Source organism: Streptomyces sp. NBC_00237, from assembly GCF_026342435.1.
GTDB lineage: Bacteria > Actinomycetota > Actinomycetes > Streptomycetales > Streptomycetaceae > Streptomyces.
The window spans coordinates 1,709,953-1,724,724 of sequence record NZ_JAPEMT010000002.1 but is presented as its reverse complement, the minus strand read 5'-3'; the positions used below and the strand labels follow the sequence as shown (position 1 = coordinate 1,724,724).

Here is a 14,772-nt window from a genome sequence, read left to right as displayed (position 1 = left end):
CATTACAGGGTCACCACCATGGCGAGCAGCAGGGCCAGGAGCAGGGAGTCGATGCGGTCGAGCAGGCCGCCGAAGCCGGGGAGCCAGGAACCCGCGTCCTTCACCCCGGACTCGCGCTTGACCATGGATTCGAGGAGGTCGCCGAGGAGGCAGCCCAGGAGGACCGCCGCCCAGAGGGCGGGGGTGAAGGCGCCGACTGCCGCCAGGGCGGCGGCGGTCGCGGCCGCGCAGCCCGCGACTCCGGCCCAGGTCTTGTTGGGGGAGATCGGCGAGAGGCGGCGGGCGAGCGGACCGTGCCTGCCGAGGGCGGTGCCGCCGCACCACGCGCCGACGTCACCGAGGGCGACGGCGAGGCCGACCGCCAGGGCGGTGTCCTGGCCGAGGAGGACGAGTCCGGTCAGGGGGAGCGGGATCCAGAGCATTCCGAAGGCGGTGCGGGCGGTGCGGGTGAAGCCGTGTCGGGCGTCGCCGGTCAGGATCGCCGGGAGGGCGGCGGCGACGAGGAGGAGGGCGGCGGTGCGGAGGTCGAGGGTGGTGGGGGAGAGGTGGGCGAGGAGGGGGAGGGCGAGGGAGGCTGCGACCAGGGGGAGGAGGTCGGTGGGGAAGGGGGCCCGTGGTGCGGTCGGCCCTTCCGGAGAGGTGGGGCGGGGGCATGGGAACGCCATGCGGCCGTACTCCAGTACTGCCACCAGGCCCAGGCCCGTCGCCAGGGCGATCGCGCCCGGGGCGCCCAGCCACAGGGCCCCCACGTACAGGGGAGCTGCCAGGGCCCAGGTCCGCCACCTCTTCCAGAGCTCGGCCCGCATGCGTACCCGGGACGGTACGAGTGCCAGGGCCAGCCCGCTCACCGTCAGGACGCCCGCCACCAGCACCGGAACCCGCGCGCTCACAACGACCTCCACAGGCGTGCGCAGCGGATGACGGCCGTCAGGGCCGAGCCCGCCGCCAGGACCGCCAGGACCCCGAAGGCCCAGCCCGGTACGGCCGCCGCCACGACCACCAGCAGGCAGCGTTCCGTCTTGCCGACCGGGCCGCCGTTCAGCCGTTCCGCGCCCGCCGCCGCTCCCGCGAGGGAGATCCAGGAGGGGAGGGTGGCGGCCAGTGCCGCGACCGCCACCAGCCAGAGGGGGGCGAGGGTCAGGAAGCCCGCGAGGACGATCAAGTCGGCTGCCCGGTCGCCCAGTTCGTTGACGAGCGCCCCGCGCCGGGTGGTGCGGCCCGTGTCGCGGGCCAGCGCCCCGTCCAGGTTCGCGAAGGCGAGCCGGGCCGCGAGCAGCACGGCCACCGGGAGCGCCGCGTACGGGGCGGGCAGCCGGGCGAGTACCGCCGCCGCGCCCGCCGCGCACACCACTCCCGCCGCGGTCAGTGCGTCGGGCGACACCCCGCGTCGGGCCAGCGCGGTACGGATCCCGGACAGCCGGGCCGCGTACCAGGGCTTCAGGGCGTACAGCCCGGCGCCCCGCGAGGGGGGAGAGGTCTTCGAGGACATGGCCCCAACTTTCCTGCGGGGCACGCCCGTACGACACGGCACAGCTACTCAGAAACGTACTGAGTACCCGTCACGGCCGGGGCCTGAGAGAGTGCTGCGCATGACTGAGTACGGGATGCCGCGCACCGTCCACACCGCCCACCTCACCCCCGCCGAGCTCGTCGGCATCCGCGCCCTCCTCGACACCGCCTTCGACGGCGACTTCGCCGACGAGGACTGGGAGCACGCCCTCGGCGGCATGCACGCCCTGATCACTGACGAGGAGGGGGAACTCCTCGCCCACGGCAGCCTCGTGGCGCGCCGGGTCCTGCACCGCGAGCGCTCGCTGCGGATCGGGTACGTCGAGGCGGTCGCGGTGCGACCGGACCGGCAGCGGGAGGGGCTGGGCAGCCGGATCATGGCGGCGCTGGAGGAGATCGTCGACGGGGCGTACGTCTTCGGAGCGCTGTCGGCGTCGGACGCGGGGGCCGCGTTGTACGCGGGGCGGGGGTGGCAGGTGTGGCCCGGGGGGCTGGCGGCGTTGGGGCCGGTGGGGGTCGTGCCGTTGCCGGAGGAGGAGGGGACGACGTATGTGCGGGCCGGGGTGGGGCGGAGTCTGCCTGACCCGCAGGCGACGCTCTTCTTCGACTGGCGGGACGGGGACGTGCTGTGACCCCCCGCCTCGTCCCCCTGAGTTCCCCGTGCTGAGCGCTGCGGTGAGCGTGTTCGGTGCCGACGTGTCCGGTGACGCATCAAGCCCCGCAAGGGGTTCCGCATGATCGCGTCTCAGATAGTAGGAAGTCCGAGTAATTGTGGAGACAGCTGCCCGAACCTGCCCTAGCGTTGTAGGAGCCGAACGTCTCGCTCCATCAGCGAATGGCGGTCGCGGGCCGGTGCCCCGAAGCAGGCAACCCCTGCCGCACCCGCTCCCCGCCTCATTCCGGCGCCTCACAGATGCAGCAATCCCCTCGTGCACGTACATGCCTCTGAAGGAGTCGATCCCTCATGTCCGAGACCTCGATCACCCTGCACTCCGGCACCTCCCGCCGCGTCCGCCACGCCTCCCGCTCCACCGAGTCGGCCGACCGCAAGCAGGCCGCCGCCGCCCTCCAGCGGGCGCTGGACCGCCGCGACAACGGCGGCGAGACCGGCCACTGAGCCCCGCTGTCCGTACGAGACCCCTCCGCGTCCACATGGCGGACACGACGTGTCATCCCCTGGGACGCGGAGTAGGGTCCCGGACATGTCTCGCAGCATCAATCTCGCAGTGATCCCCGGTGACGGCATCGGCCAGGAGGTCGTGGCCCAGGGCCTGAAGGTCCTCAACTCCGTACTCCCGCAGGACGTGAAGCTGGAGACCAAGGAGTACGACCTCGGCGCCCAGCGCTGGCACCGCACGGGGGAGACCCTTCCCGACGCGGAGATGGCCGCCCTCCAGCAGCACGACGCGATCCTCCTCGGCGCGATCGGCGACCCCTCGGTCCCGTCCGGCGTCCTGGAGCGCGGTCTGCTCCTGAAGCTGCGCTTCGCGTTCGACCACTACATCAACCTCCGCCCCTCGAAGCTGTTCCCGAACACCTCGACGCCGCTGGCCGGTGACCCGGAGATCGACTTCGTCGTCGTACGCGAAGGCACCGAGGGCCCGTACACGGGCAACGGCGGCAGCCTGCGCACCGGCACGCCCGCCGAGGTGGCCACCGAGGTCAGCCTCAACACGGCGTACGGCGTGGAGCGCGTGGTCCGCGACGCCTTCGAGCGCGCGGCGGCCCGGCCCCGCAAGAAGCTCACGCTCGTGCACAAGAACAACGTGCTCGTCTACGCCGGCCACCTGTGGAAGAACACCTTCGACCGCATCGCCGCCGAGTACCCGTCCGTCACCACGGACTACCTGCACGTCGACGCCGCGACGATCTTCTTCGTGACGCAGCCGGAACGCTTCGACGTCATCGTCACCGACAACCTCTTCGGCGACATCCTCACCGACCTCGCCGCCGCCGTCTCCGGCGGAATCGGCCTGGCCGCCTCCGGAAACATCAACCCGACGGGCGCGTTCCCGTCGATGTTCGAGCCCGTGCACGGCTCCGCGCCCGACATCGCGGGCCAGGGCAAGGCCGACCCGACGGCCACGGTCCTCTCCGTCGCCCTCCTGCTGCGCCACCTCGGTTACGAGCCCGAGGCCGCCCGCATCGAAGCGGCGGTCTCCGCCGACCTGACCGAGCGCACCGCATCCGTCGTCCGCACCACGGACGAGATCGGCGACGCGCTCGCCGCCCGGGTAGCGGGCTGACCCGCCGGTAGTTCCGCTCGTTCCGCAGTGACAGCCGCCGGGTCCCGACACCCGGCGGCTGTTCCTTTCACGGCCCCGGGTGCGACCATCGACCCCTGGGCCGCACCCCACGTCAAAGACCCCATTTCGTACCTACCCCTGCGCGCGCGATAATCGAACGCAGGGTCGCGGTAGGAGAGGAAGCTCGGACGTCCTCCATGTCACGGGAACGTGCAGGAGACGGAAGGCGTGACGCGGCCCTCCCCAGACAACCGGTGAAGGACACGCACTCATGACGACGCCCACGACGATCGAGCTCAAGCCCTCCTCCACGCCGCTTTCCGCAGCGGAGCGCGAGGCGATCCTCGCCAATCCCGGGTTCGGCCGCTACTTCACCGACCACATGGTGACCATCCGCTGGACGGAGGGCCGCGGCTGGCACGACGCCCAGCTCACGCCGTACGCCCCGCTGTCCATCGACCCGGCGAACATGACCCTGCACTACGCGCAGGAGATCTTCGAGGGCCTGAAGGCGTACCGCCGCCCCGACGGCTCGGTCGCCACCTTCCGTCCGGAGGCCAACGCCAAGCGCTTCCAGTCCTCCGCGCACCGCCTCGCGATGCCGGAACTCCCCGTCGAGACCTTCATCGCCGCCTGCGACGCCCTCGTCAAGCAGGACGAGGCATGGGTCCCGCCGCACGGCGGCGAGGAGTCCCTCTACCTGCGCCCCTTCATGATCGCGACCGAGGTCGGCCTGGGCGTCCGCCCCGCGAACGAGTACCTCTTCATCGTGATCGCCTCCCCGGCGGGCGCCTACTTCCCGGGCGGCGTCAAGCCGGTCTCGGTCTGGCTCTCGGAGAACTACGTCCGCGCCGTGCCCGGCGGCATGGGCTACGCCAAGACCGGCGGCAACTACGCCGCCTCGCTCCTCGCCCAGGCCGAGGCCGCCGAGAAGGGCTGCGACCAGGTCGTCTGGCTGGACGCGCTCGACCACAAGTGGGTCGAGGAGATGGGCGGCATGAACCTGTACTTCGTGTACGGCGCTGCGTCCAATGAAAAGCCTGTGATCGTCACCCCGGAACTGACTGGCTCCCTCCTCGCGGGCGTCACCCGCGACACCCTCCTGAAGCTCGCGGGCGACCTGGGCTACACCTCGTCCGAGGGCCGCGTCTCCACCGACCAGTGGCGCGCGGACGCCGAGTCCGGTGCCCTCACCGAGGTCTTCGCCTGCGGTACGGCGGCGGTCATCACCCCCGTCGGCCACGTGAAGTCGGCCTCCGGCGAATGGACGACGGCGGACGGCGAGCCCGGCAAGGTCACGATGGCCCTCCGCAAGGCCCTCCTGGAGATCCAGACGGGGTCGGCGGCCGACACGCACGGCTGGATGCACGAGCTGGCGTAGCCGGTGTACGGGTGCGGCGGGGCCTCGGGCGGCCCCGCCGCCCACGCACCCGCACATCACCCGTCACGCGGACGCCTCAGACGGGCGCCTCACTCGGGCGCCTCACTCGGGCGCCTCCTTCAGGTCGACGCGTACCCCCGCGTGGTCCGACGGCCACACCCCGTCCACCGCCCCGTGCCCGAAGCGGGCCACGTCCAGCACCTCGCCCTCCCCGCGAGCGCCGGGCCGCCCCACGTGGATGTAGTCGATCCGGACCGTCGGCCCGGGCGTGTGGTACGCGTTCGAGGAGTCCCAGGTCGCCGAGGGGGCGGCCGGATCGGCGTACTCCCACACGTCGACGAAGCACTGCTTGGGCACGGGCGGGGCGGTCTTGTACCCGCCGAGCAGCCGGATCTCGTCCGAGTCGGGCCATGCGTTGAAGTCCCCGGCGATCACCGGCGGATAGGACTCCCCCCACCCCTTCTCCGCCACGAACTCCGCGAGCACCCGCACCTGCGCACACCGCACACCCGAGTCGTACGGGGGCGAGTTGAGGTGGGTGGTGAAGACCGGGACGTTCCCCCCGGGCGTGTCCAGACGCGCGTACAGCGCCACCCGGCCGTTGTCCGCACCCCCGTCCGCAGGGAGCGGAAGCACCGCCTCCGCGCCGATCGGCCACCGGCTGAGCACGGCGACGCCGATGTCCGACGTGTCCCCGGGCACCCGCCGCTGCCAGTGCTCGGGACGGCTGAACCGGGCGTACGTCCAGTGCCCGAGCCCCAGTTCGTCGGCCAGCCAGCCCGCCAGGTTCTCCCCGTCGTTCGCCCACACCTCCTGGAGCGCGACGACGTCCGGCCGCTGCTCCCGCAACACGTCGAGGATGGCCTTCCGGCGGGCGTCCCACGGGCCGAACCGCCACCACAGGTTCCACGTCAGTACGCGCATACGGCGAACCTACCGGCCCGTTGGCACGCCGCAGCGCGGAGGCCGAGTTCCGTGGTCGGGCGAGGGCCTGAACGGGCTCTTCCGCCGCGACCTGCCGGCCGGCCGCGCGACCCTCGTCGATCCCTCGCTCCAGTCCGAGCCGGACAACTCCCCGCCGGACCCGTCCTCGCCCGGCATATGCCAATCCACGCCCTTCCGTGCCGTCTCTTCCGGAGGAGTGAACCAAGCCGCCGAAGCCCTCGTCCTTTCTTCCGACAGGCCGCCACACCCGGCCCGCCAACCACCGCACCAACACGGGGAGTTCCACCATGCACGCAGCCACCCGCACCACACTGGGCACGGCTCTCGTCGCCGCCTTGACGGCTCTGACCCTGCCGTCCGCGACCGCAGCCGCACCCGCACCCGGTCCTCGTACCGAAAAGGTCAGCGTCGCCACCGGCGGGGCCGAGGCCGACCAGGGCGCGACCGGCCTGTCCATCAGCCGCGACGGCCGGTACGTCGTCTTCGCGTCCGCCGCCGCCAACCTCGTCCCCGGCGACACCAACAACGCCTCGGACATCTTCCTGCGCGACCTCACCCAGGGCACCACCGTGCGGGTGTCCACCCGCGCCGACGGCTCCCAGGCCGACGGCCCCTCCACGGACCCGACGATCAGCGCCGACGGCAGCCACATCGGCTTCTCCTCGGACGCCGCGAACCTCGCTCCCGGCGCCACCGGCGGCCGTACCCACGGCTACGTCAAGAACCTCCGCACCGGAGCCGTCGAGCGCGTCAACGACGCCGTCGCCCCCGGCTACGACACCTCCTCCGGGGTGCAGTTGAGCGCCGACGGCCGGTACGCGGCCTTCCAGGCTGCGCGCTCGGAGTACTCGTACGAGCCCGACCAGCACAGCCGCGCCTACCGTCTCGACCGCACCACCGGCAAGACCGTCCGTGTCAGCGCGCCGTCGACGGCGCAGGTCCAGCGGGCGGTGAAGTCCCTGTCGATCAGCGGCGACGGCAAGCGGGTCGCGTACCAGTTCTTCTCCCCGCACCCCGCGCAGGGCGACTGGAGCGACATCCACGTCCGCGACGTACCGACCGGGAAGCTGTACGAGGCGGACAAGCCGCCCGCCGGGGCGACCTCCGACGGGCAGTCCGAGGACGCGCAGCTCAGCGCGGACGGCCGCCATGTCGTCTTCCACTCGCTGGACTCCCGGCTCACCCCCGGCGACACCAACAAGGCGCACAACGTGCACATCCGCGACCTGACCACCAACGCGGTGCGGCGCATCGACGCCGCGTCCAAGGCCGACCACACCTCCGCCGGAGCGCTGAGCGCGGACGGCCGGTACCTCGCCTTCAACACCTCCACCGCCGGTGACACCAGCTACGTCGGCCGCGTCCAGCTGCGCGACCTGAAGACCGGCGCCACCCGCCTGATCAGTGCCAACACGGCGGGCGCGCCCAGCAAGGACGGTGCGTACGGCTCGGCGATCAGCGGCGACGGCACGCGGGTCGTCTTCGGCTCGTACTCCTCGGACCTGGTCCCGGGCGACACGTACGACAGCACCCACGTCTACGTGCGCCACACGGGCTGAGCCCCCGACCGCATCCTGAGACGAGGTGAGACACGGGGGCGGCCGTGTGCCAGACTGCCCCTGTGTCCTCGTTCGCCATGATTATCGGCAGCAGGCGCGCCGGTCCGCAGTGACCGTCCCGTACACCCACAAGACCGTACGGCGCGGCCACCGAGCTCCAGACCCGCGCGCAGACCTCTCGCACCCGCGAGGGGTTTTTTCGTTTTCCGGCCCCATCCCCGGCCGAGAGCGAGGCGCACGCGAAGATGGAGGCAAGTGGAGCAAGCCATTCCGACTGTGTTGAATTAACCGCCTGGGAAGTACGCCCAGGACCCGACAGGAGTCAGACGCATGACGACCGCAGGCAGTGCAGACAGCGCAGGCAGCAGCGCGGACAGCGCGGGCAGTAGCGCAGGCAGTGCAGCAGACAGCCTTGACGACGGCTTCCACGTCTTCGACACCACGCTGCGCGACGGCGCCCAGCGCGAGGGAATCAACCTGACCGTCGCGGACAAGCTGGCCATCGCCCGTCATCTGGACGACTTCGGGGTGGGCTTCATCGAGGGCGGCTGGCCCGGTGCCAACCCCCGCGACACCGAGTTCTTCTCCCGCGTGAGGCAGGAGATCACCTTCCGCAACGCCCAGTTGGTGGCCTTCGGCGCGACCCGCCGCCCGGGGGCCAAGGCGTCGGAGGACCCGCAGGTCAAGGCGTTGGTCGCGTCCGGTGCGCCCGTGATCACCCTGGTCGCCAAGTCCCACGACCGGCACGTCGAACTCGCCCTGCGCACGACGCTGGACGAGAACGTCGCCATGGTCCGCGACACCGTCTCCTACCTCCGCGAGCAGGGCCGCCGCGTCTTCGTCGACTGCGAGCACTTCTTCGACGGGTACCGGGCGAACCCGGAGTACGCGAAGGCCGTCGTGCGGGCGGCGTCCGAGGCGGGCGCGGACGTCGTCATCCTCTGCGACACCAACGGCGGCATGCTCCCGGCCCAGATCCAGGCCGTCGTGGCGACCGTACTCGCCGACACGGGGGCCCGGCTCGGCATCCACGCCCAGGACGACACCGGCTGCGCCGTCGCCAACACCCTCGCCGCTGTGGACGCGGGCGCCACACACGTCCAGTGCACCGCCAACGGCTACGGCGAGCGCGTCGGCAACGCCAACCTCTTCCCCGTCGTCGCCGCCCTGGAACTGAAGTACGGCAAGAAGGTCCTGCCCGAGGGCTCCCTGCGCGAGATGACCCGCATCTCCCACGCCATCGCCGAGGTCGTCAACCTCACGCCCTCCACCCACCAGCCGTACGTCGGCGTCTCGGCCTTCGCGCACAAGGCGGGCCTGCACGCCTCCGCGATCAAGGTCGACCCGGACCTCTACCAGCACATCGATCCCGACCTCGTCGGCAACCGCATCCGCATGCTCGTCTCCGACATGGCGGGCCGCGCCTCCATCGAGCTCAAGGGCAAGGAGCTGGGCGTCGAACTCGGCGACGACCGCGAGCTGGTGGGCCGCGTCGTCGACCGGGTCAAGGAGCGCGAGCTCAAGGGCTACACGTACGAGGCCGCCGACGCCTCCTTCGAGCTGCTGCTGCGCGAGGAGGCCGAGGGCAGGGCCCGCCGCTACTTCCGCGTCGAGTCCTGGCGGGCCATCGTCGAGGACCGCCCCGACGGCACGCACGCCAACGAGGCGACCGTGAAGCTGTGGGCCAAGGGCGAGCGCATCGTCGCGACCGCCGAGGGGAACGGTCCGGTCAACGCCCTGGACCGGGCGCTGCGCGTCGGCCTGGAGCGGATCTACCCGCAGCTCGCCAAGCTGGAGCTGGTGGACTACAAGGTCCGCATCCTGGAGGGCACCCACGGCACCGAGTCCACCACCCGGGTCCTCATCACCACCGGCGACGGCAGCGGCGAGGGCGGCGGCGACTGGTCGACGGTCGGGGTCGCGGAGAACGTCATCGCGGCGTCCTGGCAGGCCCTGGAGGACGCGTACACGTACGGACTGCTGCGGGCGGGCGTCGAGCCGACGGAGTGACCTGGGGTTTCGGAGTGACCCACGTCTCTTTTGGGCCGCGCTGAGGTTCAATGGACAACTAGTAAGCGCTCGTTCACCCTCCGTCAAGAGAGGGGAACTCGTCACGTGTGCAGGTGATCAAGCCATCTCCGGAGTCCGGGGGTGCACAGGAGTTCGGGAAGCGGATCAACTGTCTCCGGCCGTCACGGAGTCCACACCGTGCACTTCCGCAACAGCCGCTTCTTACTCAGTGCACCCCCAACTTACGGAGAGGACGTGACGACGATGAAGAAGACCTACGTCAAGCCGTCGCTGTTCAACCAGGGCGACTTCAGCAAGAAGACCGCGGGCATGTTCTATGCCTCGTGCAAGGAGTTCTGGTCCCGTCGGCTCTGTATCTGAGCTGCGGAAACCGGTAACTGAGTAATGGAGATGCCCGGCCGTTCGAGCCTGCGTGACTTCTTTGTCGTCCTTCCGGACACCGATGAAGGCGAGGCGGCGGCCGGGCGTCTTCGCTCGGCGGCCGCCGATGCCACCGACCCCGGCGAAGCCGCCGGTGCCTTCCAGACCGTCCCCCACCCCTCCGGCCGTCCGTGGATCCTCGCCCGGCTGCTCGTACGGAACCTGGTCCAGGTCACCCGGGGCGACGACGCCCTGGTGCTGATCGGCCCGAACAAGACACCCGCCGCGCGCCTGGACGCCGTCCTCGGCCCGGCCCGCGACACCCTCGACCTGCACCGCCGCCTGACCGAACTGCCCGGCCTCGGCCATGTGGTGACACGTATCGGCGACGAGACCTGCGTACGCGGCACCGCCTCCGGCCACCGCCGCGTCTACCACGCCGCGTTGTCTGTGGGCGGCGGCGAGCGGGACGATCGGCTGGGGGTCCGGGGGTCGCCCCCCGGGTCAACACGGCACGCCGCGTTGTCTGCGGGCGGCCGGGTCGCCTCCGACCGCCCCGCCGTCCTCGCCCGCCTCACCGGCGCGGACCTCGACGAAGGCGCGCTCGCGCTGCGCCTCCTCGACTTCGTCCCGCACCCGCTGCGCGAACGCCCGGTCTGGCAGGGCGTCGAGGAGATCGACCCCGCGTACGCGCTGCTGCTGAGCGCGGGCGCGCGCTCGGGCACGGGACCCGCCTTCTCGGTACGCCGCTGGTGGCAGCCGCCCGTACCCCGCCTGACCATGGCCGAGGGCGCCCCGCTCGTCGCCGCCGCGCTCGCCGCTTCGGTCGCCGCGCACCTTCAGGGCCGCACCCGGGTCAGCGGCGAACTCTCCGGCGGCATGGACTCCACCTCCGTCACCTTCCTCGCCCAGCAGGCCGGGGCGCCGGACACCGCGCTCCTGACGGTCGCCGCCCGCGACGACCGCTCCGAGGACCAGGTCTGGGCGGAACGGGGAGTGGCCGAAGCCCGCAAGGACGGGTCGTACCAGAACGGGTCGCGCAAGATCGAGCACACCGTCGTCCCCGCCGACGACGCCCCCCTCTTCTACGCCGACCTCCGCGCCACCTCCGGCGAACTCCTCGACGAGCCCTTCCCCGTCGCCCCCGCCCGCGCCCGCGCCGCGATGCTGCTCGGGCGGGCCGCCGCCACCGGCTCCGAGTACCACCTCACCGGCTACGGCGGCGACGAACTCTTCAACGGCCTCGCCTCTGCCTGCCAGGACCTCCTCCCGGGCAAACCCCTCAAGGCGTGGAACCGGATCAGCGCCCTGCGCCACCAGTCCGGCTGGCCCCTGCTCCCCACCCTGCGCGGCATGCTCTTCCCGCCGTCCTTCGGCAACTGGCTGGCGGGCTCCCTCATCGACACCGCGACCGCCGACTCCCGTACCCCGCAGGTCTCCTGGGGGATGCGGCAGGCGATGCGGCCCTGGTTCACGGACAAGGCGAAGAGCCTGATCCGGGAGGAGTTCCGTACGGCGGCGGCCCACGCGCAGCCCATCGCGCCGCGCCCCGGCCGACACATGGACCTCGACACCGTCCGGCTCGGCGCGCGCTACTTCCAGGCCATGGAGGACCTCGGGGCGGGCCTCGGCCTGCCGGTCGCCGCGCCGTTCTTCGACGACCGGGTCGTCGAAGCGGTCATGTCCGTACGGGTCGAGGACCGCGTGGTCCCGTGGCGGTACAAGCCCCTCCTGGTGGAGGCCATGCGCGGAGTCGTACCCGACGTACTCCTCGCCCGTACCACCAAGGACCACATGTCCGCCGACGACATCCAGGGGCTGCGCGAACACGCCGGCTCCCTGCGGGAGTTGTGGACCGGATCCCTCCTCGACGAACGCGGCCTGATCGACGCGAAGCAGCTCCGCCGCCTCGCCGACGACCCGTACTCGCCGCTCCTCCAGCAGCACCCCATCGACTCCACGGTGTCCTGCGAAGCCTGGCTGCGCACGGCCCAGGACGCCTGGCCCTCCACCACGAACAGCGAGGCACGCACATGAGCGAGTGGCAGCTCCGCAAGGGGATCGCCGTCACCACCACCGAGTACGGCGGGGTCCTCCTGGACGAGAAGGACGGCACCTACTGGCAGTTGAACGAGTGCGGCACCCTCGTCGTGACCGCCATCGCCGAGGGCCGCTCCCCGTCCGACGCCGTCGACCAGCTCCTCGCCGAGTACGAGGTGGAGCGGGCCGAGGTCGAGGCGGACGTCGCCGAACTCACCGACCAGCTCCTCAAGGCGAAGATCGTCACGCGGGCGGGGGCCTCCCGATGACCACCGAGATGACGATGCCGCGTCGCGGTGCGGGCCCCGGCGGCCTGCGCCTGCGCGCGGCCGTCGCGGCGGCGCTCCTCCTCGCCAAGCTCAAGCCGGGCCGCCTGCGCCAGGTCCTCACCCTGCTCAGCAGGGGCGCGCGACCGGCCACGTACGACCAGACCCTCGAAACGTACGAACGGGTCGTGGCGACGAGCCGCAAGTGCGCGGGCTGGTACGGCTGCCTTCCCCGCTCCATCGCCATCTCCCTCGTCTGCCGGATGTCCGGCACCTTCCCCGACTGGCACGCGGGCGTCCGCAACGCCCCGCCCTTCCAGCCCCACGCCTGGGTCTCGGCGGAGTCCCGCACGGTCGGCGAACAGAACGTGACGGACTTCCGCCCCCTGATGAAGGTGACCCCGGGTGGGCGGTGAGGCCACCTCCGGCGAGGGCGAGCGGGGCCGCACGCCTCGCCCCCTCCGCTTCCGCCTAGCCTCCTTGGGCGGCGGGGCCGCCCCCCGGGGGCGAGTGGGGCATCCCCTGCTCGAGCGAAGCCGAGAGCTTGGGGAAGGGCGGGCAAGGGGGCGGCCCTTCTCGCTCCGGGCCCACCCCGGAGCCGCCCCGCCCAGCCCCGGTACCGCCCGCACTTCGAACGAGGCCCCGCCCCAACCCCGTACCCCCTGGCCCCTCCTCCTCGCCCACGCCCGCCCCCACCGCAGACTCCTCCTCACCGGCACCTTCCTCTCCCTCCTCGGCTCCGCCACCGGCCTCGCCATGCCGCTGGCCGCCCAGTACGCCGTCGACGCCTTCAGCGGCGGCGAAGCCGGGGGAGTAGGGGGAGCCGGGGGAGCCGAGGGGGCGGGTTCCACCACGGGCCCCCTCCTCGCCCTCCTCGCCGTCGTCGTCGGCGGAGCCCTCCTCGCCGCCGCCGGCCGCTACCTCCTCGCCCGCACCGGCGAAGCCGTCGTCCTGCGCGCCCGCCGCCACCTCGTGACCCGCATGCTCCGCCTCAAGGTGGCCGCCGTCGACCGCCTCACCCCCGGCGACCTCCTCTCCCGTGCCACCGGCGACACGACCCTCCTCCACACCGTCCTCTCCCGCTCCGTCGTCGAAGCCGCGAGCGGCATCCTCACCCTCGTCGGCACGATCGTCCTGATGGCCGTGGTCGACGCCCTCCTCCTCGGCGTCACCGTCCTCGTCCTGTCCCTGTCCGCCGCCGTACTCGTCCTCCTCATGCCCCGCATCCAGCGCGCCCAGCTCCAGGCCCAGGAGGCCGTGGGCGCGATGGGCTCGCTGCTCGACCGGTCGCTCCAGGCGTTCCGTACGGTCAAGGCCAGCGGCATCGAGGACCGCGAGGCCGCCGCGATCGGCGCAGCGGCGCAGACGGCGCACGACCGGGGGATCACCGTCGCCCGCTGGACCTCGGCCTCCGAAGTCGCCATGTTCCTCGCCACGCAGCTCGCCTTCCTCGCCGTACTCGGCGTCGGCGGCGCCCGCGTGGTCTCCGGCGCGATGGAGGTCTCCGCCCTCGTCGCCTTCCTCCTGTACGTCTTCGGCCTGATGGCGCCCCTCAGCCAGCTCACGGAGGGCTGGACCGGTCTGCACACGGGCCTCGCCGCGGTCCGCCGCATCGACGAGATCGCCTCCCTCCCGGGCGAGGCCCGCCCGGCGCCGACCGCGCCGAGCCCTCGACGCGCGCCCCTGGAAGTGGACTTCAAGGACGTCGCCTTCGCCTACGCCGAAGCCCGCTCCCCGGCCCACCACGGCATCACCTTCACCGCGTCCCCCGGCACCCTCACCGCCCTCGTGGGCCCCTCCGGCGCGGGCAAGACCACCGTCTTCGCCCTGCTGGAACGCTTCTACGACCACGACTCGGGCACCCTCACCGTCGGCGACCGCGACATCCGCGACTGGCCCCTCGCGGAACTCCGCGCCGCCCTCGCCTACGTCGAACAGGACGCCCCCGTCCTCGCCGGAACCCTCCGCGACAACCTCCTCCTCGCCGCCCCGGACGCCACCACCGACGAACTCGCCCACGCCGTCACCCGCACCCGCCTCGACGACCTGGTCGCCCGCCTTCCCGAGGGCCTGGACACCCAGGTCGGCCACCGGGGCGTCCTGCTCTCCGGAGGCGAACGCCAACGCATCGCGCTGGCAAGGGCGTTGCTCCGCAAACCGGCGCTGCTCCTCCTCGACGAAGTCACCTCGCAGCTCGACGCCGTCAACGAGGAGCGCCTGCGCGAGGTGATCCTCGAACTCGCCGCCGGCACCACGGTCCTGGTCATCGCCCACCGCCTGTCCACCGTCGTACGGGCCGACCGCATCGTCGTCATGGAGGCGGGCCGCGTCCGCGCCGTCGGTACGCACGCCGAGCTGGTCCGGTCCGACACCCTGTACGCGGAGCTGGCCGCGACCCAGTTCTCCACGGAGCGCGTGCTCACGCAGGGGTGAAA

13 protein-coding genes and 1 pseudogene are annotated in these 14,772 nt (G+C 72.1%); 11 read left to right on the top strand and 3 right to left on the bottom strand.

Annotated features, from left to right (window positions below):
- Positions 1–2: 2 nt before the first annotated feature.
- Both OG897_RS21470 and OG897_RS21465 read right to left on the bottom strand, forming a co-directional pair.
- Positions 3–890, bottom strand: a complete 888-nt coding sequence (locus OG897_RS21470) for a phosphatidate cytidylyltransferase (RefSeq protein WP_266658813.1) — start codon at positions 888–890, stop codon at positions 3–5.
- The gene (locus OG897_RS21465) at positions 887–1,489 is read right to left on the bottom strand and encodes a CDP-alcohol phosphatidyltransferase family protein (protein ID WP_266658812.1); all 603 of its coding nucleotides are present in this window, start codon (positions 1,487–1,489) and stop codon (positions 887–889) included. Before OG897_RS21465 ends, OG897_RS21470 begins: the two co-directional genes overlap by 4 nt.
- A 100-nt stretch (positions 1,490–1,589) precedes the next feature.
- Here OG897_RS21465 and OG897_RS21460 point away from each other — a divergent pair, with 100 nt between their 5' ends.
- From OG897_RS21460 to OG897_RS21445, 4 genes are all read left to right on the top strand, one after another.
- Positions 1,590–2,141, top strand: coding sequence for a GNAT family N-acetyltransferase (locus OG897_RS21460; protein ID WP_266658811.1), 552 nt, complete (start codon positions 1,590–1,592; stop codon positions 2,139–2,141).
- Positions 2,142–2,473: 332 nt separating this feature from the next.
- Positions 2,474–2,626 (top strand): hypothetical protein, encoded by a 153-nt coding sequence (locus tag OG897_RS21455; RefSeq protein WP_266658810.1) that lies wholly within the window; start codon positions 2,474–2,476, stop codon positions 2,624–2,626.
- Between the two features lie 85 nt (positions 2,627–2,711).
- On the top strand, positions 2,712–3,755 hold the full coding sequence (locus OG897_RS21450; protein WP_266658809.1) for a 3-isopropylmalate dehydrogenase: 1,044 nt from the start codon (positions 2,712–2,714) through the stop codon (positions 3,753–3,755).
- A gap of 271 nt (positions 3,756–4,026) precedes the next feature.
- Positions 4,027–5,136 (top strand): branched-chain amino acid aminotransferase, encoded by a 1,110-nt coding sequence (locus OG897_RS21445; RefSeq protein WP_266658808.1) that lies wholly within the window; start codon positions 4,027–4,029, stop codon positions 5,134–5,136.
- 102 nt (positions 5,137–5,238) lie between these two features.
- Here the strand turns inward: OG897_RS21445 and OG897_RS21440 are convergent, their stop codons facing one another.
- A complete protein-coding gene (locus OG897_RS21440) occupies positions 5,239–6,060 on the bottom strand; it encodes an endonuclease/exonuclease/phosphatase family protein (protein WP_266658807.1) in 822 nt (273 codons plus the stop codon).
- A gap of 308 nt (positions 6,061–6,368) precedes the next feature.
- Here OG897_RS21440 and OG897_RS21435 point away from each other — a divergent pair, with 308 nt between their 5' ends.
- From OG897_RS21435 to OG897_RS21405, 7 genes and pseudogenes are all read left to right on the top strand, one after another.
- Positions 6,369–7,640, top strand: coding sequence for a hypothetical protein (locus tag OG897_RS21435; protein ID WP_266658806.1), 1,272 nt, complete (start codon positions 6,369–6,371; stop codon positions 7,638–7,640).
- A 330-nt stretch (positions 7,641–7,970) separates the two neighbouring features.
- Positions 7,971–9,650: a citramalate synthase gene (cimA, locus tag OG897_RS21430; protein ID WP_266658805.1), complete on the top strand. Its 1,680-nt coding sequence runs from the start codon at positions 7,971–7,973 to the stop codon at positions 9,648–9,650.
- A 255-nt stretch (positions 9,651–9,905) separates the two neighbouring features.
- Complete coding sequence (locus tag OG897_RS21425; RefSeq protein WP_266658804.1) at positions 9,906–10,031, top strand: keywimysin-related RiPP; 126 nt, start codon at positions 9,906–9,908, stop codon at positions 10,029–10,031.
- A gap of 30 nt (positions 10,032–10,061) precedes the next feature.
- Positions 10,062–12,068 (top strand): asparagine synthase-related protein, encoded by a 2,007-nt coding sequence (locus OG897_RS21420; protein WP_323188084.1) that lies wholly within the window; start codon positions 10,062–10,064, stop codon positions 12,066–12,068.
- Positions 12,065–12,340 (top strand): lasso peptide biosynthesis PqqD family chaperone, encoded by a 276-nt coding sequence (locus tag OG897_RS21415; RefSeq protein ID WP_266658802.1) that lies wholly within the window; start codon positions 12,065–12,067, stop codon positions 12,338–12,340. Before OG897_RS21420 ends, OG897_RS21415 begins: the two co-directional genes overlap by 4 nt.
- On the top strand, positions 12,337–12,753 hold the full coding sequence (locus OG897_RS21410) for a lasso peptide biosynthesis B2 protein (protein ID WP_266658801.1): 417 nt from the start codon (positions 12,337–12,339) through the stop codon (positions 12,751–12,753). The genes OG897_RS21415 and OG897_RS21410 overlap by 4 nt, the downstream gene beginning before the upstream one ends.
- 241 nt (positions 12,754–12,994) lie before the next feature.
- Positions 12,995–14,770, top strand: a pseudogene (locus tag OG897_RS21405) (ABC transporter ATP-binding protein); the annotation flags it as partial.
- Between the last annotated feature and the right edge of the window lie 2 nt (positions 14,771–14,772).

Excerpts from the sequence above, each read along its gene's own strand:
- OG897_RS21465 (WP_266658812.1), bottom strand. The coding sequence starts at position 1,489 with ATGTCCTCGAAGACCTCTCCCCCCTCGCGGGGCGCCGGGCTGTACGCC.
- OG897_RS21410 (WP_266658801.1), top strand. The coding sequence starts at position 12,337 with ATGACCACCGAGATGACGATGCCGCGTCGCGGTGCGGGCCCCGGCGGC.
- OG897_RS21450 (WP_266658809.1), top strand. The coding sequence starts at position 2,712 with ATGTCTCGCAGCATCAATCTCGCAGTGATCCCCGGTGACGGCATCGGC.
- OG897_RS21415 (WP_266658802.1), top strand. The coding sequence starts at position 12,065 with ATGAGCGAGTGGCAGCTCCGCAAGGGGATCGCCGTCACCACCACCGAG.
- OG897_RS21440 (WP_266658807.1), bottom strand. The coding sequence starts at position 6,060 with ATGCGCGTACTGACGTGGAACCTGTGGTGGCGGTTCGGCCCGTGGGAC.
- OG897_RS21435 (WP_266658806.1), top strand. The coding sequence starts at position 6,369 with ATGCACGCAGCCACCCGCACCACACTGGGCACGGCTCTCGTCGCCGCC.
- OG897_RS21455 (WP_266658810.1), top strand. The coding sequence starts at position 2,474 with ATGTCCGAGACCTCGATCACCCTGCACTCCGGCACCTCCCGCCGCGTC.
- OG897_RS21420 (WP_323188084.1), top strand. The coding sequence starts at position 10,062 with ATGCCCGGCCGTTCGAGCCTGCGTGACTTCTTTGTCGTCCTTCCGGAC.
- OG897_RS21460 (WP_266658811.1), top strand. The coding sequence starts at position 1,590 with ATGACTGAGTACGGGATGCCGCGCACCGTCCACACCGCCCACCTCACC.
- OG897_RS21445 (WP_266658808.1), top strand. The coding sequence starts at position 4,027 with ATGACGACGCCCACGACGATCGAGCTCAAGCCCTCCTCCACGCCGCTT.
- cimA (WP_266658805.1), top strand. The coding sequence starts at position 7,971 with ATGACGACCGCAGGCAGTGCAGACAGCGCAGGCAGCAGCGCGGACAGC.